The sequence below is a fragment of the Stenotrophomonas sp. 01N47 genome, assembly GCF_056399165.1.
Genome location: NZ_JBFTQU010000008.1, coordinates 61,568 through 79,466 on the forward strand (window position 1 = coordinate 61,568; position 17,899 = coordinate 79,466).

Below are 17,899 nucleotides of genomic sequence, written 5' to 3' on the forward strand. Positions count from 1 at the left end.
AGCGCGAAACCACCGCCCTTTGCGGTGGATGCCAGGAGGCACCGCTTGAACACCCCCACCCCGCGCATGCGCGCACTCGCCATCCCCCTGCTGCTGTCTGCCTGCATGTGCGTGGCCGGCACCGCGCAGGCGCGCGATGTCTCTGTCACCGATGGCAAGGGCCATTACCTGCCCTACAAGCCCGGGATGGCACTGCCCAATGGCGTAGCCGCACCGCTGGACGGCTACAGCCACGCCGACCTGCTGCTGGCGGCCGCGCAGCCGATCGAAGCGCAGATGAAAGCGCGCGGCCTCGATCCGACGCTGACGCGCGAGTCACTGTTCGCGATGGCCGGCGTGCTGAACGAGGCGCTGGAAGCCAAGAGTGCCGAGTACCAGATCGCCACCGATCTGCAGAAGGCCGGCGATTCGCCAAAGGCACGCCATGAAGCGGTGACTGCGCTGGCCAAGCGCTTCGGGCTACTGACGGTCGATGCCACCTACGATTCGCTGAAGGGTTCGCCTCTGCTGTCGCTCGACAAGCAGTTTCTGAACGACTACATCAACAACGCCGGCAACGGCGTGGCCAGCTACATCATGAAGCTGGATACCGCAGCCAAGTAATTGCCAGCGGCGCCCTCGGGCGCCATGGGAGCGTGCGAAAGCCCCGCTCCGGCGGGGCTTTCGCTTTGCTGCATCTGGCGGAAAACAGCATCCGCAGCGGCCATGACCTCCCGCCCATGCGCGGCGCTGAACGACTGTTAAGCTCCAAGGCTTACACCCTTCCCGGAGCTGTCCATGCGTCGCCGCGTCCTTGCCATCGCATCCTCCCTCGCCCTGCTGGCCGCGCCGGCCTTCGCGGCGCCGCATGCCACCACCCTGCCGCCGGCCTCGCTGGCCACTGCCGCGCAGCTGCGCGACCAGGCGCTGGCCGATGACACCGGCTGGAAGGTGGTCGAATCGCTGACCACCGAGATCGGCCCGCGCATCGCCGGCAGCGAAGCCGACGCCCGGGCCGTGGCCTGGGCCGAAGCCAAGTTCAAGGCACTGGGCTTTGACAAGGTGTGGAAGGAACCGGTGACATTCCCGAAGTGGGAGCGCCGCAGTGAACACGCCGCCGTGACCGGCAGGAACCCGCAGCCGCTGCAGATCACTGCGCTGGGTGGCAGCCCGGGCGGCACGGTGGAAGCCGAGGTGGTGCGCTTCGCCGATCTGGCCGCGCTGCAGGCCGCACCGGCCGGGTCGCTGAAGGGCAAGATCGCCTTCGTCGATTACCAGATGCTGCCGTTCCGCGATGGCCGCGACTATGGCCGCGGCGGCGCGATCCGCAGCAAGGGCCCGTCCGAGGCCATCCGCAAGGGCGCGGTCGGCTTCCTGATGCGTTCGGCTGGTACCGATTCGCACCGCGTACCGCACACCGGCATCACCCGCTTCGATGACGGCCTGACGCCGGTACCGTCGGCGGCGCTGTCGGTGCCCGACGCCGACCAGCTGGCACGCCTGCTCGCCCGTGGCGCGACCACGGTGAAGGTGGCGCTGGACTGCGGTTGGGATGGCACCGCGACCTCGTACAACGTGATCGGTGAGATCACCGGGCGCACGCTGCCGAAGGAAGTGGTCGTCATCGGCGGCCATCTGGATTCATGGGACCTGGGCACCGGCGCGGTCGATGACGGCGCGGGCGTGGGCATCACCATGGCCGCCGGCCATCTGATCGGCCAGCTGAAGCAGGCACCGAAGCGCACCATCCGCGTGGTCGCCTTCGCCAATGAAGAACAGGGTCTGTATGGCGGCAAGGCCTACGCCGAGGCACATGCCAAGGACGTGGCCCTGCACCAGCTGGCCGCCGAGAGCGATTTCGGTGCTGGTCGCATCTACGCCTTCAACACCGGTTCGCCGAACCCGGAGGGCTCGCGCGAGGCCACCAAGCAGATCGCCGAAGTGATGAAGCCGCTCGGCATCGAGTACGCCGCCGACAAGGGTGGTCCAGGGCCGGATGTCGGTCCGCTGGCCGCCAAGGGCGGTGCGTGGGCGTGGCTGGCGCAGGATGGCTCGGACTACTTCCACCTGCACCATACCGCCGACGACACGCTCGACAAGATCGACCCGAAGGCGCTGGCGCAGAACGTGGCGGCCTACACCGTGTTTGCGTATCTGGCCGCCGAAGCCGATGGCAGTTTCGGCAGTGAAGCGAAGGCCACCACGCCGCCGAACGAGTGAAGCCGCATCCACGCATGACGTGGATCAACGCTTGACCAGGTAGCGCCGGGCCATCCCGGCGCTACCTGCCTGGGCACTTACTCTGCCCACACGCTGGTATTGCGAACCCCCAGCAGCTTCGGATTGAACAACGGATCACGCCCGTGGCGCCGGTGGTTTTCGTAATCGCGCAGTGCTGCCAGCGCGGGCCTCTGCAGCAGCAGGATGGCGATGATGTTCAGCCAGCTCATCATGCCTACGCCGATATCGCCCAGCGCCCACGCGACTGTCGCACTCTTCATCGCCGAGTAGCCCGTAGCAGCCAGGAACAGCAGCTGGAAGGCGCCCATCACCCACTGTCGGGGACGATCGCGGCAGAGGTAACTGACGTTGGTCTCGGCCATGTAGTACAGGGCGAGGATGGTGGTGAAGGCGAAAGGCAGGATCGCCAGCGCGACGAATGACTTGCCAAAGCCGGGCAAGGCAGACTCCACCGCGTACTGCACGAAGCGCGGCCCCGCTTCCACGCCAGGAAGGTTGCCCAGCAGCAGTCGTGCCTCATCGGGCACACCGTTCACCGCCGGGTCGTAGACGTTGTAGAGCCCGGTGGAGAGAATCAGGAAGGCCGTCGCGCTGCACACGACCATGGTGTCGATGTACACCGAGAACGACTGCACCAGCCCCTGCTTCACCGGGTGCGACACTTCCGCTGCGGCGGCAGGATGCGCGCCGCTGCCCATGCCCGCTTCGTTGGACAGCACGCCACGACGCACCCCCCATTGGATCGCGGTGCCGATCATCGCGCCGAATGCAGCATCGACACCGAACGCGCTGCGCAGCACCAGGGCGATGACCTCAGGCACTTTCTCGACATTGAGGACCATCACCACCGCAGTGACCAGCAGATAGGCCACGGCCATCACCGGCACCACCCATTCGGCGACGCGCGCGATGCGACGCACGCCGCCAAGCAGGATCGCCGCCAACACCACCAGCAGCACACCGGTGGTGACCACTACCGGAACATCCCACGCTTCATTCACCGCACTGGTGATGGCGTTGGACTGCGTGCCCGCCAGCATCGCCCCCGCCAGCACCGTGACCAACGCGAACAGCACGGCGTACCAGCGCTGGCCCAACCCCTTTTCGATGTAGTACGCCGGACCACCGCGGTACTGCCCCTTGGCATCGCGATCCTTGTAGATCTGCGCCAGGGTGGACTCGATGAACGCGCTTGAGGCACCGAGGAAGGCGACCACCCACATCCAGAAGATCGCGCCGGGACCGCCGAAGGCAATGGCCATGGCGACACCGGCGATGTTGCCTACGCCCACCCGGCTGGACAGCGACAATGACAACGCCTGGAACGGCGAGACACCGGCATCGGAGCGTTCGTGGCGGAACATCAGGCGCAGCATGTCCGGCAGCGCGCGCAGCTGGATGAAGCGGGTACGCACGCTGAAGTACAGACCCGTCGCCAGGCACAGCACCACCAGGTACGGGCTCCAGACAACGGCAAGAACGGCATTGACGATCGATTCGACATTCATCGCAGGGCCCCCATCAGAAGAACATGCCCAGGGCGACCTGGGGACTGACGGTGCGGCCGGTATTGCGGCCGGCAACGGTGAATTCGACGCCGGCGATCAGCCCCAGCGACGGGCTGAAGTGGTACTCGACAGCGGGCGCGAAGGTCAGGTTGCGACTGGCCGGGCGGTGTTCGTTGATGGGCCGGACGCCACCTGCAGCGTCGGGCGCGAAACCGGTCAGGCGCTGGCCGGTCTCTCGGCTGGCGGCAACTTCCATCACGCCGACCCAGCGTTCGTTGAAGCTGTATTCGGCGCCCACGGAAAGACCCAGTACCGAGCCCCGCGCGATATGGCCCTGGAAGCCGTCCTCGGTGCCGTACACGCTGGTGCCGGAGATGGCCGTTCGCGAGGGCGCCGGCCCCGCGCTGAACTGCGCCCGCCAGCGCAGCGGCCGATCGTTGCCCAGCCACAGCACCTGCTGCACGGCCAACGCGGCGACGGTGCGCTGCACGCCATCACCCTGCGCATCGAGCGGATTGCCGGTGATGCGGTCGTGGCTGCCGGTGCTGAAGCGCTGTACCAGGGCAATCGACACCGCCGGCGTGGTGCCATCGGCGCTGGGGGCCTGCAACAGGTATTGCAGGCGTGCGGTGGTATCACCGGCGCGGAAGCCTCGGCTGCGTGCGTTGCCGGATTCGGCGCGTAATGCACTCAGGTTGACCTGGCCGGTCACCCGTTCGCTGAAGCCGTATGCGATGGGCACCACCATCGCCCACGCGCCGCTGCGTTCGCTGATGCGGTGGCGGTCGCCGTTGTGGTCGAAGGACGAGGAACTGTCGACCCGCACCAGATAGGGTTCGACGTACCAGTGACCCGCTGGCATGCCGGCAGGATTGGGCGTGATCAGCGGGCCGGTGAAGTTGACGCCGTCGAGCGTGCGCTCGTTGGCCTGCGCGGAAACGGCGGCAAGCGCACTGAGTGCCAGTACCAGGCAGACACGCACCGCACTGCGAGGAGGATGACGCATGGGAACCGCTCCTGTACGACGTTGGATGGACTTCCACCCTGCGTCGCCGGGAACGGCACACCAATAAGGAAACTTTCAATTCGTCATGCCTGCTTTGCGCATGGCACTGCCAGGAAAACCGCCAGACGTTGCCCGGCTGCCGGGAAGTCCCGTTCGACCTGGAACTGCGCTGTGCGGGCACCGGTTTGCGGTGCCCGCAGACACGCCCATCAGCCGCGCTGGCTGACCCACTGCGCCAGCAACACGGCCGTGGCGGAAGCGACATTCAGGCTTTCAACCGCGCCACTGCCGGGAATCGACAGCTGCTGGTCACACTGGCTGGCCAGGCCGCGATCCATGCCTTCACTTTCCGCGCCCATCACGTAGACCAGGCGGGCCGGCAACGACGCGCGGAACACGTCATCGCCACCCTCGACCAGGGTCGCGGCGAGGCCGAAACCGGCCGCGCGCAGCTGCGCCATCGCTTCTGCATCCTCAGGCAACTGCACCAGCGGCACCGACTCTGCGCCGCCCTCGGCCACGCGTGCGGCCGCGCCGGACAGCGCCAGCGTACTGCTGGCCGGCAGCAGCAGCGCCTTGGCCCCGAAATGCGCGGCAGAGCGCAGGATCGCACCGAAGTTGTGCGGATTACCGACGCCATCCAGCCACAGTGCCAGCGCCGGGCCTTCGCCCAGTTCGGCCAGCCACTGCGCCAGCGGCAACACCGGCGCACGCAGCACGTCGGCCACCAGGCCTTCGTGATGGGTGGTGGCGGCCAGCTTGTTGAGGTCGCCCTCCTCCACCACGCGATAGCCCACGCGGTTGGCCACGCACCACTTCAGCACCGGCTGCATGCGCGGAATCAGCGATTCCACCAGGTACAGCTTGCGCAGCGCCTGCGGACGCTTGGCGAACAGCGCCTGCACCGCGTTCCAGCCATACAGGCGCAGTTCGTCGTTGCCACGCCCCGGCGGTGGCGGGGTGCCGCCCTCACGCGGTGGCAGCGGGGTGGCCCGCGGCGGTCGCGACGACGGGCGGCGGGCATTCTTCCAGGGATCATTCACTACGGGACAACTCCAGCTTGCGTTGACGCCAGAAATCGGCGTTCTTGATGCCCAGGGCATCGGGGTCGAAGATCGGGTCGAGACCGAGCTTCTTCTGTCGTTCGTAATCGCGCAGGGCCAGCATGGCCGGCTTCTGCACGATGAGGATGGCGATGATGTTCAGCCAGGCCATCAGGCCCACGCCGATATCACCCAGCGCCCAGGCCAGGGTGGCGTTGTGGAAGGCACCGAACACCACCATGCCGATGATGCCCAGGCGCAGCAGCAGCACGGTGATCGGCCGGCGCTTGTTGTGGTTGACGTAGGTCAGGTTGGTTTCGGCCATGTAGTAATAGGCCATGATCGTGGTGAAGGCGAAGAAGAAGATCGCCACCGACACGAAGGCCGACCCCCAGCCCGGCAGCACTGCTTCCACACCCGCCTGCGCGTAGCCCGCACCTTCGGGAATGCCGGCCAGGCCCTGGAAGATCGGCTCAGCGCCGGCGACCGGCGAGTACACGTTGTAGGTGCCGCTGGCCAGGATCAGGAAGGCGGTGGCGGTGCACACCATCATGGTGTCGAAGTAGATGGCGAACGCCTGCACATAGCCCTGCTTGGCCGGGTGCGAGACCTCCGAGGCCGCCGCAGCGTGCGGACCCGAGCCCTGGCCGGCCTCGTTGGCGTAGATGCCGCGCTTGATGCCCCACTCCACCGCCAGGCCCATCATCGCGCCGAACGCGGCGTGGGTACCGAACGCGCTCTTGAAGATGATGCCGAACATTTCCGGCACGCGGTCGTAGTTGATGATCATGATGACGATGGCCATCAGGATGAAGCCGGCGGCCATGAACGGCACCACCACTTCGGCGAAGTTGGCGATGCGCTTGACGCCACCGAAGATCACCACGCCCAGCAGCAGGGCGACGACGATGCCGATGCCCAGCTTCAGCGCCTGCGCCGATTCCATGCCGAAGGCCTGGCCATCGAGCGGACCGCACAGCGCGGTGCCACGGCAGGCATTGATGACGCTGTCGGCGATCGCATTGGCCTGCACGCCCGGCATCAGGAAGCCGGCGGCGATGATCGTGGCGATGGCGAAGGCCATGGCATACCACTTCAGGCCCATCGCTTTTTCGATGTAGTAGGCCGGGCCACCGCGGTAGCGGCCTTCGGCATCCTTGGTCTTGTAGATCTGCGCCAGGGTGCATTCCACATACGAAGTGGAGGCGCCGAGGAAGCCCATCACCCACATCCAGAAGATCGCGCCGGGGCCGCCGAAGGCGATGGCGGTGGCCACGCCGGCGATGTTGCCGATGCCCATGCGGCCGGCCATCGACATGGCCAGGGCCTGGAACGAGGACACGCCGGCGTCGGATTTCTCACCGGACACGGTGAGGCGGCACATCTCGACGAAACCACGGATCTGCATGAAGCGGGTGCGCAGGCTGAAGAACAGGCCGGCGGCCAGGCACATGAAGATCAGCGCCTTGCTCCAGATGATGCTGTTGATGAAATGTACGGTAGCTTCCACGCGCGCTCTCTCCAGTCGGCGGGTTGTGAGGACGTCCCGTCGGCTGGAAGGGACCGGTCGATTCTCCCTGATCGAAGGTCGCTGCGATAGCGCCGGATGTAGGGGCATGTTCTCCGCCGGGCATGGCCCGGCGCTACCGGCAATGACCGTGCCCCCCGCGGTAGCGCCGGGCCGTGCCCGGCGGCCTGTTACGGAAGCTGCCTGCGTACCCGGGCGAAGCGGCGCAGGTCATGCAGGACGCCGCGCTTGTAGACGGCGCAGCGCTCCACGCCCTCCTCCTGGAAACCGTTCTTTTCCAGTACCCGGGCCGAGCCCAGGTTGAAGTCGACCACCGTGGCCTGCAGCCTGAACAGGCCAAGCTCATCCATCACCCAGGGCGCGAACAGGCCGACCACAGCGGTCATCAGGCCCTGTCCCCAGTGGGCCTGGCCGAGCCAGTAGCCCAGTTCCGCGGTATGCCCGCGCTCGGCCACGCCCTGCTGGGCGCCAACGCTGCCACAGGCCTGGCCCTCTATCTCGATGGCCAGGTTCAACGTGCCTGGGGCCAGTACGCGCCCGCCCAGGAAGGCTTCGCCATCCTCGCGGGTGTAGGGATACGGGAAGCGGTCACGCAGCCCACGCGAGACGTCCGCGTCGTTGGCGTGATGCAGCAGCGACTGCAGGTCATCACTGCGCCAGGGGCGCAGCAGGAAGCCTGCGCCGTGCAGGATCCGCGCCGGCTCAGGCATGACCACCCACCGACGGCGAGTCGGCCTCCTGCTTCTCCAGCTCGCGCTTCACCGCCTCTGGCGAGCGGGTATACGGGGCCAGCCGCGCGTAGAACGCCGGCACCACGAACAGCGACAGGAAGGTGGACAGGGTGACGCCGAAGATGATCACGATGCCGATGGTGCCACGGCTGGCCGAGCCCGGGCCACCGGCCACCACCAGCGGGATGGCGCCGACCACGGTGGCGATCGAAGTCATCAGGATCGGACGCAGGCGCACCATCGCCGATTCGATGATCGCTTCGCGCACGCTGCGGCCATCGTCGCGCAGCTGGTTGGCGAATTCGACGATCAAGATGCCGTTCTTGGCCGCCAGGCCTACCAGCATGACGATGCCGATCTGGCTGAACAGGTTCACCGTACCCCCACTCAGCCACAGGCCAACCAGCGCACCAAGCACGCCCAGCGGCACGGTCAGCATGATCGTCAGCGGGTGGATGAAGCTCTCGAACTGCGCGGCCAGTACCAGGTACACCACCAGCAGGGCCATGGCGAAGGTCAGCAGCACCGCACCGCCCGCACTCTGGTACTCGCGCGATTCGCCCTTCCAGTTCACCTGTGCGTACTGCGGCAGCTCTTCGCCGGTCACCTGCTGGGCCCAGGCGATGGCCTCGCCCAGCGGATAACCCGGTGCCAGGCCGGCACTGATGGTGATCGAGCGCAGGCGGTTGAAGCGGTTCAGGGTTCCGGCCTCGGCCACTTCGCTCAGCGTGACCAGGTTGGACAACGGCACCAGCTCGCCAGAGGTCGCACGCACGCGGATCGCAGCCAGATCGGCGGGGCTGGCGCGGCCATCACGGCCGGCCTGCACCAGCACGTCGTACTCCTCGCCGTTGTCGACGAAGGTGGTGACGCGGCGCGAGCCCATCATCGTTTCCAGCGCCGAACCGATCGCGGTGACAGGCACGCCGAGGTCGGCGGCACGCTGGCGGTCGATGTTCACCCGCATCTGCGGACGGGTTTCCTTGTAGTCCGAGTCCGGGCCGACCAGGCCGGGGTTGTCGGCCATGCGCAGCAGGATGCGATCCCGCCACTGTGCGATCTCGGCGTATTCCGGGCCGCCCAGCACGATCTGGAACGGCTGCCCGCCACTGCGTACCAGGCCGCCACCGACCTGGGTACGTACGCGCACGCCACGGATGGTGTCCAGTTCCTTCTGCAGTTCGTTGGCGACTTCCGGCGTGCCTTCGCTGCGCTGGCGCCACGGCTGCAGGAACACGCTGACGCGACCGGTGTGCATTTCCTCGCTTGCCCCGAAGCCGCCGGGCACGCGCGGGTTGGCGCGCACGATCGGCTTGTCCGCGCCCACGTGCGGTGCCAGCAGCGCTTCGACCTGCTGCACCTGCTGCACGGTGTAGTCGTAGCCGGCGCCTTCCGGGCCGTCGATCATGATCTGGAACGAACCACGGTCTTCGGCCGGGGCCAGTTCCGAAGGCAGCACTTTGATCAGCAGCCAGCTGGCCGCCAACGCAGCGGCCATCACCAGCAGGTAGATCCACGTGCGATCGACATGATGGTCGAGCACGCGGCCGTAGGCGCCGGCCAGGCGTTCCAGATTGCGGTTGATGAAGCCGTGCAGCCCGCGCGGTGCCTGCCCGGTATGCGGCTTGAGCAGCTTGGAGGCCATCATCGGCGTCAGCGTCAGCGCGACGAACGCCGACAGCGCGACAGCGGCGGCCAGGGCTACCGCCAGTTCACGGAACAGGCGCCCGGTATTGCCTTCCAGGAAGCCGACCGGCAGGAATACCGCCACCAGCACGGCGGTGGTGGCGATCACCGCGAACGCCACCTGCGCGGTACCACGCTTGGACGCCACCAGCGGCGGTTCGCCCAGGTCGATGCGGCGCTGCACGTTTTCCACCACCACGATCGCGTCATCCACCACCAGGCCGATGCACAGCACCAGCGCGAGCAGGGTCAGCAGGTTGATCGAGAAGTCGAACGCGTACAGCGCGATGAACGCCGCCACCAGGCATACCGGCACGGTCACCGCAGGAATCAACGCCGCGCGGAAGCTGCCGAGGAACAGCCAGATCACCGCCAGCACCAGGATCATCGCCTCCACCAAGGTGGCGTACACGCGGTCGACGGCAGCCTCGATGAAGGTGGTGTTGTCGAAGGCAACGAAGATCTGCGTGCCCTTGGGCAGGGTCAGCGCGACACGTTCGGCCTCGGCGCGCGCGGTGCGCGCCACGTCCAACGAATTGGCAGTGGAGGTCTTGACGATGCCCAGGCCGATGCCGGGCTCGCCGTTGCTGCGGTAGTAAGCGCGACGCTCGGCCGAGGCCAGCTCGATCTTCGCCACATCGCCCATGCGCACCACATAGCCATCACTGCCCTTGCCCAGCGGGATGGTCGCGAAGTCTTCCGGCTTGATGTAGTTGCGCTCCACGCGCAGGGTGAAATCGCGGTCGGTGGATTCGATGCGGCCGGCCGGCAGTTCCACGTTCTCGTTGCGCAGCGCGGTTTCCACATCGCCGGTAGTCAGCCCACGTGCGGCCAGCTGGTCACGGTCCAGCCAGATGCGCATCGCATAGCGCTGGCGGCCACCGATGCGGACCTGGGCCACGCCATCGAGGCTGGAGAAGCGGTCGACCACGTAGCGGTCGGCGTAGTCGCTCAGTTCCAGCGTGTCCATCGTCGAGGACACCATGTTGAACCAGATGATCGGATCAGCATCGCTCTCGACCTTGGCGATCTCAGGTGGCCGTGCTTCCTCGGGCATGCGGTCGGCCACGCGGCTGACCGCATCGCGCACATCGTTGGCCGCCGCTTCGATGTCACGGTTGGAGGTGAATTCGATGCTGACCTGCGAACGGCCGTTGGTGCTGCGCGCGTTGATCGTATCGATGCCTTCGATGCCGGCCAGCGCGTCTTCCAGCACCTGTGTGATCCGGCTCTCGATGACCGCTGCCGAGGCACCGGTGTAGTCCACCGAGACCGAAACGATCGGCGGGTCGATGGCCGGCAGTTCGCGCAGCGTCAACCGGGTGAAGGACATCACGCCCAGCACCAGCAGCAACAGGCTCATCACCACGGCAAACACCGGCCGCTGGATGGAGATGTCGGACAGCTTCATCCGCCGTGACCCTCGGCGGCTGCAGGTGCTTCAACCGTCGCCGGCTGCGCGCCGCTGGCGGGCGCGGCGTCGGAGGCTGCCACCTTCAGGCCCGCCCGCAGCTTGCCGGTGCCGTCCACCACGATGCGCTGGCCGGCCTGCAGGCCCTGCTTGATCTCGACCACGCCGGCGCGGCGTGCACCGGTGACCACGTCCACGCGTTCGACGGTGTCATCGGCCTTGATGCGGTACATGAAGCTGTCGCGACCGACCTGCACCACCGCGATTTCCGGCACCACCAGGGCCGGTCGATCAGGATGGAACAGGCGCACGTCGAGCAGCATGCCCGGCCGCAGCGCATGGTCGCCATTGGCGAAGTCGGCACGCACGGTCACCGCACGGGTGGCCGGATCGATGCGTGCATCGATGGTGCTGACCTCGCCCTCGAAGGTGCGGCCCGGCCAGGCCACGCTGGTGGCCTGCACCTTGTCGCCGGCGGTCAGCGACGCCAGTTCCACTTCCGGCACCTGGAAATCAACGTGCATGCGCTCGACGTCGTCGAGGGTGGCGATCACCGTGGTCGGCGTCAGCAAAGTGCCCGGGCTGATCTGGCGGATGCCGAGAACGCCGGCGAACGGCGCGCGCACGCGACGGTCGCCGATGTCCGACTGCATCTGTGCCACACGCGCTTCGGCCGCGTCGCGGATCGATTTCTGCGTGTCGAGGGTCGCGCTGGACACCAACCGCTGCGCCGCTAGTTCGCGCTGACGCTTGTACAACTGGTCGGCTTCGCGGAAGGTCGCCTGCGCCTGCACCAAGGCAGCCTCCTGGGCCTGCCCGCGCAGGGTCACCAGGGGCGCACCGGCGGCGACCTGCTGGCCACTTTCAAAGTGCACGCGTTCGACGATTTCGCTCACCTTGGCGGTCACGCTGATCGACTCCCGCGCCTTGGCCGTGCCCAGCGCCTGCAGCGTGTCGTTCCACTGCATCGCCTGCACGACCTGCGCGGTGACCGGCACGGCTTCGCCCTGCCGACGCGCGGCGGCCTCCTGTTTGCCTGCGCACCCGGCCAGCACGGCCAGGCTGAGGCCAAGGGCCAGGGTCGAAGCGATACGAGCCAACATGAAGCGTCCTGAGTGGTACACGGCCGCCGAGTGTAGGCAAGGCCCCGCAAAAGCGGTATGTGCCAAGCGTTTACCGACGTGGAACGAGGGCTGCGATAGCGCCATGTGCCCATTCCATGCAGGGGGCAGCGGCGCAGTGTCGGCATATGTCGGGATGTATCAGGTCACCCCGCTAGGGGCGATGCCGTCGTAGAGTCGAGGGGCCCGGCCGAGGGCGCCGGGCGGGGTCGGAACCTGGCGGGGATCCGACCCCGTTTTCTTTGGACACAGGCCTTCTTTGCCCGACGCATGGTTAGCGCCGGGCCATGCCCGGCGGATCAATACCGGTAGTTCACCTTCATCCACAGGCTGCGGCCGGGCTCGTTGATGCGCACCGGGTCAGCGGGGAAGCCGAAGTCGGCGCTGCCGGCCAGGTTCAGATGCTCGCTGTAGGCACGGTCGAACAGGTTGTCGACGCCGGCGCTGAGCTGCAGCTGCGAACTGAAACGATAGGCCGCGTTGAGCGCCAACGTGGCAAAGCCGCTGCTCGTCCCCAGGTCCTGCGCCACCACGTTGCCCTGCCCGTCCGCGACCCGATGCTGATGGGTGACCGCGCGCACCAGCGCACCGGCCCTCCAGCGCTGGCCTTCCCAGTCAGCGCTCAGGCGCGCTTCCAGCGGCGGCATCTGCGGCAACGGGCGATGCTGATCGCGGTTCTCGCCCCAGGCATAGGCCAGGGTGCCCCCCAGCTTCCATTGCTCGTCCAGCTGCAGCTGCAGGCCGGCCTCGGCACCGGCGATGCGTGCCTGCACATTGTCAGCCTGGCTCATGCCCATCATGCCGCTGCCGCGATAGGTGAACAGGATGTAGTCCTGGATCTGACCCGCATAGGCCGAGACCCAGGCCTGCACGCGCGGGCCCTTGTATTGCAGGCCGATGTCGAGCTGGGTGGTGCGCTCGGGCTGGATGCCAGCGAACGCGTTCACCGCACCTGCCGGCCCCTGATCGGGCGAGAACAGTTCCCAGTAGTCGGGCATGCGCTGGCTGTGGCCCAGCCCGGCATACCAGGTCAGGCCGTCGGCAAGGTCCTGTTCGTAGCGCAGGAAACCACTGCCCAGCCATTCCCTGCGGCGCTGGCCGGCGGTGGGATTGGGCATGGCCATCATCATGCCGCCGATGTCGGCACGCGCATCGCGCACGCTGGCGCGATCGATGCGCAGCCCGCCGATCCAACGCTGCCCGGTGTCCACGCCGAGGGTCAGTTCGGTGAATGCACCGTAGCGGCGGAAATCGGCGTCGGTGTTCCAGTCCGCCTGTTTATAGGTATCGCGCCCCATGCCCATGCGGCCGCGATGCCGGCTGTCTTCGCCGTCGATGCCGGCCACCAGCTGCACGTCCTGCCAGCGCCATTCGGCGCTGATGCGCCCGCCCTGCGTGCGGCGATCCACGTTCGACGCCATCGGCATCGGCATCATGCTGTGTGGGTTCGGCGTACGCAGCGTGTAGTTGTCCATCACGTGGTCGGCTTCGTTGTAGTACACGTTCGCCTGCAGCGTGTCCCACGCCCCGGGCAGATTGCGCTTCTCGAAGCGTGCGGCGTAACTGGTGCGTTCGAACGCGGCACCATCCATGCCCCGCCCCGCGTAGCGCGCGATCGCATCGCCGGCACCGGCGGAGACCTCCAGCAGGGTATCGGCGTCAGGCGTCCAGCCCACCGCTACGTCGCCATTCCACTTGCGCCATTTCGACGGAACCACATCACCGTTGCCGTCCTTGTAGTCATCGGCTTCGGAGCGATTGCCGCTGGCACGCACGTAGCCCGTTGGATTGCCCAGGGTCAGGTCCAGCACCTGGTCGTTGCGGTTGCGTGAGCCGACCAGTGCACTGGCATCGGCACGCAGCCCAGGCGCATCGAAACGCGGGGTATCACGCTCGAAACGCACGGTGCCCGCAGAGGCACCCGCGCCCCAGCGCACGCTCTGCGGGCCCTTGATGATGGTCAGCCGGTCAAAGCTCTCCGGCGATATGTAGGACAGCGGGTTGTCCATGCGCGAGGGACACGCGCCAATCAGATTGCCATCGTTGCTGAGGATGTTCAGGCGCGAACCGAACATGCCACGCAGCACCGGGTCGCCGTTGGTGCCGCCGTTGCGGATGGCGGAGAATCCGGGAACGGTCTTCAGGTAATCGGCGCCATCGCTGGCCGGTACCGGCTGCCGCGGCAGGCGCGGATCGGTCACCCAATGCAGCGGCGAGGACGGCGCGGCGGCGGTGACCACCAGCGTATCCAGCGTCCGCGCTTCTTCAGCGGGCGCGGCATGGGCGAAGGGGGCGGCCAGGGCAGCGCCAAGCGCAAACGGCAGGCGCGCACGGGCGCCCGCAGCGGGGAAAGTCATTTTCATGGAAACAGCTCCAAGGTACGCACGCGCGCACGACGCCCTTGCAGGCCTCGTGCGGCGGATTCGATAGGGAAATCAGCGGACGGTGGAGATCAGCGGCGGTCCACGCGCGGCATGTGCCGGCCAATGCAGCAGCGGCAGTCGCGGCTGCGACCATGGGAACATCGGCTTCGGCCGCCACAGCAAGGGCAGCAGAAGCACCAGCACGGCCAGCCACGGCAGCAGGCGCATGGCCAGCACGCAGTACTCGCAGGCCTCCCCGTGCATGGCGTGCGGATCGGCGGGCGGGCTGGGGGCTGCTGGCGCAGCAGCATGGTCATCGTGCCCGGCCATGGCCATCTCGTGCATGTCATGGCCCATGGCCGCGTGGTCCATGCCCGCCATCGCCGCATGGTCCATCGGCTGCTGCAGCGCACGGCTGACCAGCGGCGCAAGCACCATCAACAGCGTCGCGATGAAGGCGAGCTGGAGCAAGGTTCGACGCAGGCAGCCGGTACGGATCACCGCGCTAGTGTAGAGGTGCCTCCCGAAGGCACCGTGCGACGAACCGTCGCAGGAGGGGGTTTATCGGCAGGGCTGCGCCCTGCACCCGCAGAGGCTTCAAGCAACAGCAACAGCAGAAGCTGGCATTCCGTGGGATGGCGGGTCGGTGTCGGATTGCGGGGACGCCGTGAACCCATCCCTGGGGGCTTGGCCGCGGCATCCATGCCGCGGACACCCCGCAATCCGACACCGACCCACCTCTGACAATTTCCCGATGCCTGATGGATTCACTCCATGCGTGGATGAATCTCCAACGAAATCGAATATTCAGACAATTGATCGAAAAGCATCCAAGCATCGCGTGGATCTACCGTGTCGACCAAGGTCGACACCTGCCAACGGCCGCCGGAATCTGTCAGAGGCGGGGCGGTGTGGGTAGGCAGGACCGTTGGCGCCATGGATGGCGCCATCGAGCCCCCATGGATGGGTTTACGGCGTGTCCTGCCTACCCACACCGCCCCGCCATCCCACGGAATGCACGCTTCTGCTGTTGCTGTTGCTGCTGAGGTTGCCGGCCAGCGGCCGGCACTACCGCAGGTGCAGGGCGCAGCCCTGCTCGACCAACCTCACACCGTGATGGTCTGGGTCAGCGATTCCCAGGTCGGCGGCACCGGCCAGGACGCGGCCTGGTTGCCATCCAGCACCCGCCGCAGGTCGCGCGGATCAATCTGCGGGGCCAGCACATGCACCAGCTCCAGCGCGTAGTCGCGCAGCACCCGGTCGCGCGGCAGCACCGCCCAGGCGACGCACTCGGTGATCGGCGCCGGCGCCGGCCATACCCGCAGATCCTCGTCGTTGGCGCTGATCGCCATCTCGGCCAGCAGACCTACCCCCAGACCCGTACGCACATAGGTCTTGATCAGGTCCGCATCCAGCGCCGTCAGCGCCAGATCGGGTACCAGGCTCTGCGCGGCAAAAGCGCGCTGCAACGAGGAGTTGGGCCGGGTCGAGGATTCGTAGCTGATCAACGGCTGTCGTGACAATGCCGCCAGGTCCGGTGCGCGCCCGGCGCGATCCAGCGGATGGCCCTTGGGCACCACCACCAGCCGCCGCCAGCGGAACAGCGGCACGGCGATACCATCGCTGGGTTCACTACCGGCGGTACTGATGATCGCGATATCGGCATCGCCCTGGTTCAGCCGGTCCAGCGCATCGGCCTCACCGGCCTGCTGCAGGTGCACGCTGACCTGCGGATAGGCCTGCTTGATGCGCGCCACGGCCGGCGGCAGCACGAAGCGCGCCTGGGTGTGGGTGGTGGTCAGGATCAGTTGGCCCTGGCTCTCGCGGCGCTGGTTGGCCGCGTAGGTGCGGATGTTGTTGGCTTCGGAAAGCACTGCGCGGGCGCGGCTGATCACTTCGGTGCCGGCCGGGGTGACCGACTCCAGGCTGCGCCCCTTGCGTACGAACAGCAGGAAGCCCAGTTCGTCCTCCAGCTGCTTGAGCTGCTTGGACAGCCCAGGCTGGGTGGCGTGCACGCGCGAGGCGGCGAGCGTGATGTTCAGCTCGGCGTCGGCGATGGCAACCAGGTAGCGCAGCTGGGTCAGCGTCATGGCAGGCGGGCGATGTGGGGGGCGGAGGTCCACTCTAGGGTCAATTGCCGTCACCAGCTTATAACCAAAGGTTGTTTAAGAAAGGTATCTGGTCATTTCCGGGCGTCATATGCCGGCGCTACGGTCAGCCGGCAGCCGCTGGCCTGAACAGCCAGCCCACTTCCTTTCCGCCCGCCGAGCCCGGCGCGGCCTGTTCCTGGAGCGCTCCCATGGCCCTGTACGACTCCATCCTCGACACCATCGGCAACACCCCCATCGTCAAGCTGCAGCGACTGGCGCCGCAGGGCGTGACCCTGTACGCCAAGGTCGAGTCCTTCAATCCGGGCGGCTCGGTGAAGGATCGCCTGGCGCTGGCGATCATCCTCGATGCCGAACAGCGTGGCCTGCTCAAGCCGGGCGACACCATCGTCGAAGCCACCTCGGGCAACACCGGCGTCGCCCTGGCGATGGTGGCCGCCGCACGCGGTTACAAGTTCGTGGCGACGATGGTCGAGACCTTCTCGGTGGAACGCCGCAAGCTGATGCGTGCCTACGGTGCGAAGGTCATCCTGACCCCGGCCGCCGAGCGCGGCAGCGGCATGGTACGCAGGGCGCGCGAGCTGGCCGAGGAGCACGGTTGGTTCCTGGCCAGCCAGTTCGCCAACCCGGCCAACCCGGCCTACCACCGCAACACCACCGCCGCGGAAATCCTGCGTGATTTCGCCGGCAAGCGGCTGGACTACTTCGTCAGCGGCTGGGGCACCGGCGGAACGCTGACCGGCGTGGGCGAAGTACTGAAGGTCGCCCGCCCGGACACCCGCATCATCGCCACCGAGCCGGCCGGCGCCGCCTTGCTGAAGGGCGATGACTGGAAGCCGCACAAGATCCAGGGCTGGACCCCGGACTTCGTGCCCGATGTGCTCAATCGCAATGTGGTCGACGAACTGGTGACGGTGGAAGATGACCGCGCGATCGCCACCGCCCGCCGGCTGGCGGCGGAGGAAGGCATCTTCGTCGGCATCTCCGCCGGTGCCACGGTTGCCAGCGCACTGGACGTGGCAGATCGCGCCGAACCGGGCGCGGTGATCTTGGCGATGTTGCCGGACACCGGTGAACGCTACTTCTCCACGCCGCTGTTCGCCGACGTCAATGAAGGTTCGGACGACGACTGGTTGGCCGGTCTGCCCTGATCGCCGCGTTGTCGATGACAGCA

At 67.1% G+C, this 17,899-nt stretch carries 13 protein-coding genes; 3 read left to right on the top strand and 10 right to left on the bottom strand.

Annotation, left to right across the window (positions count from 1 at the left end; genetic code table 11):
- Positions 1–45: 45 nt before the first annotated feature.
- On the top strand, positions 46–603 hold the full coding sequence (locus AC1DKR_RS15665; protein ID WP_146186962.1) for a hypothetical protein: 558 nt from the start codon (positions 46–48) through the stop codon (positions 601–603).
- Between the two features lie 174 nt (positions 604–777).
- On the top strand, positions 778–2,199 hold the full coding sequence (locus tag AC1DKR_RS15670; RefSeq protein WP_108265625.1) for a M28 family peptidase: 1,422 nt from the start codon (positions 778–780) through the stop codon (positions 2,197–2,199).
- Between the two features lie 77 nt (positions 2,200–2,276).
- Here AC1DKR_RS15670 and AC1DKR_RS15675 read toward each other — a convergent pair whose 3' ends face one another.
- The 10 genes from AC1DKR_RS15675 to AC1DKR_RS15720 form a co-directional block, all read right to left on the bottom strand.
- Positions 2,277–3,728 (bottom strand): alanine/glycine:cation symporter family protein, encoded by a 1,452-nt coding sequence (locus AC1DKR_RS15675; RefSeq protein ID WP_108265626.1) that lies wholly within the window; start codon positions 3,726–3,728, stop codon positions 2,277–2,279.
- 13 nt (positions 3,729–3,741) lie between these two features.
- Positions 3,742–4,734, bottom strand: a complete 993-nt coding sequence (locus tag AC1DKR_RS15680) for a hypothetical protein (protein ID WP_478033533.1) — start codon at positions 4,732–4,734, stop codon at positions 3,742–3,744.
- A 209-nt stretch (positions 4,735–4,943) separates the two neighbouring features.
- Positions 4,944–5,777 (bottom strand): TrmH family RNA methyltransferase, encoded by an 834-nt coding sequence (locus AC1DKR_RS15685; RefSeq protein WP_025874268.1) that lies wholly within the window; start codon positions 5,775–5,777, stop codon positions 4,944–4,946.
- Positions 5,770–7,287, bottom strand: coding sequence for an alanine/glycine:cation symporter family protein (locus AC1DKR_RS15690; protein ID WP_394198804.1), 1,518 nt, complete (start codon positions 7,285–7,287; stop codon positions 5,770–5,772). The genes AC1DKR_RS15685 and AC1DKR_RS15690 overlap by 8 nt, the downstream gene beginning before the upstream one ends.
- A gap of 188 nt (positions 7,288–7,475) precedes the next feature.
- Positions 7,476–8,015, bottom strand: coding sequence for a GNAT family N-acetyltransferase (locus AC1DKR_RS15695; RefSeq protein ID WP_025874266.1), 540 nt, complete (start codon positions 8,013–8,015; stop codon positions 7,476–7,478).
- Positions 8,008–11,133, bottom strand: a complete 3,126-nt coding sequence (locus tag AC1DKR_RS15700; protein WP_025874265.1) for an efflux RND transporter permease subunit — start codon at positions 11,131–11,133, stop codon at positions 8,008–8,010. The genes AC1DKR_RS15695 and AC1DKR_RS15700 overlap by 8 nt, the downstream gene beginning before the upstream one ends.
- Positions 11,130–12,236 (bottom strand): efflux RND transporter periplasmic adaptor subunit, encoded by a 1,107-nt coding sequence (locus AC1DKR_RS15705; RefSeq protein ID WP_478033535.1) that lies wholly within the window; start codon positions 12,234–12,236, stop codon positions 11,130–11,132. Before AC1DKR_RS15705 ends, AC1DKR_RS15700 begins: the two co-directional genes overlap by 4 nt.
- A gap of 317 nt (positions 12,237–12,553) precedes the next feature.
- Complete coding sequence (locus tag AC1DKR_RS15710) at positions 12,554–14,617, bottom strand: TonB-dependent copper receptor (protein ID WP_478033540.1); 2,064 nt, start codon at positions 14,615–14,617, stop codon at positions 12,554–12,556.
- Positions 14,618–14,689: 72 nt separating this feature from the next.
- Entirely contained in the window at positions 14,690–15,088 is a 399-nt protein-coding gene (locus tag AC1DKR_RS15715; protein WP_478033545.1) for a DUF2946 family protein, read from the bottom strand.
- A gap of 635 nt (positions 15,089–15,723) precedes the next feature.
- A complete protein-coding gene (locus AC1DKR_RS15720; protein ID WP_025874261.1) occupies positions 15,724–16,707 on the bottom strand; it encodes a LysR family transcriptional regulator in 984 nt (327 codons plus the stop codon).
- Between the two features lie 209 nt (positions 16,708–16,916).
- On the opposite strand from AC1DKR_RS15720, the gene cysK reads away from it, so the two are divergent.
- Positions 16,917–17,876, top strand: coding sequence for a cysteine synthase A (cysK, locus tag AC1DKR_RS15725; RefSeq protein WP_032975199.1), 960 nt, complete (start codon positions 16,917–16,919; stop codon positions 17,874–17,876).
- The last annotated feature ends 23 nt before the right edge of the window (positions 17,877–17,899 follow it).

Bases quoted from the DNA above. Each gene is read 5' to 3' on its own strand.
- AC1DKR_RS15670 (WP_108265625.1), top strand. From the start codon at position 778: ATGCGTCGCCGCGTCCTTGCCATCGCATCCTCCCTCGCCCTGCTGGCC.
- AC1DKR_RS15675 (WP_108265626.1), bottom strand. From the start codon at position 3,728: ATGAATGTCGAATCGATCGTCAATGCCGTTCTTGCCGTTGTCTGGAGC.
- AC1DKR_RS15680 (WP_478033533.1), bottom strand. From the start codon at position 4,734: ATGCGTCATCCTCCTCGCAGTGCGGTGCGTGTCTGCCTGGTACTGGCA.
- AC1DKR_RS15695 (WP_025874266.1), bottom strand. From the start codon at position 8,015: ATGCCTGAGCCGGCGCGGATCCTGCACGGCGCAGGCTTCCTGCTGCGC.
- AC1DKR_RS15700 (WP_025874265.1), bottom strand. From the start codon at position 11,133: ATGAAGCTGTCCGACATCTCCATCCAGCGGCCGGTGTTTGCCGTGGTG.
- AC1DKR_RS15705 (WP_478033535.1), bottom strand. From the start codon at position 12,236: ATGTTGGCTCGTATCGCTTCGACCCTGGCCCTTGGCCTCAGCCTGGCC.
- AC1DKR_RS15710 (WP_478033540.1), bottom strand. From the start codon at position 14,617: ATGAAAATGACTTTCCCCGCTGCGGGCGCCCGTGCGCGCCTGCCGTTT.
- AC1DKR_RS15720 (WP_025874261.1), bottom strand. From the start codon at position 16,707: ATGACGCTGACCCAGCTGCGCTACCTGGTTGCCATCGCCGACGCCGAG.
- cysK (WP_032975199.1), top strand. From the start codon at position 16,917: ATGGCCCTGTACGACTCCATCCTCGACACCATCGGCAACACCCCCATC.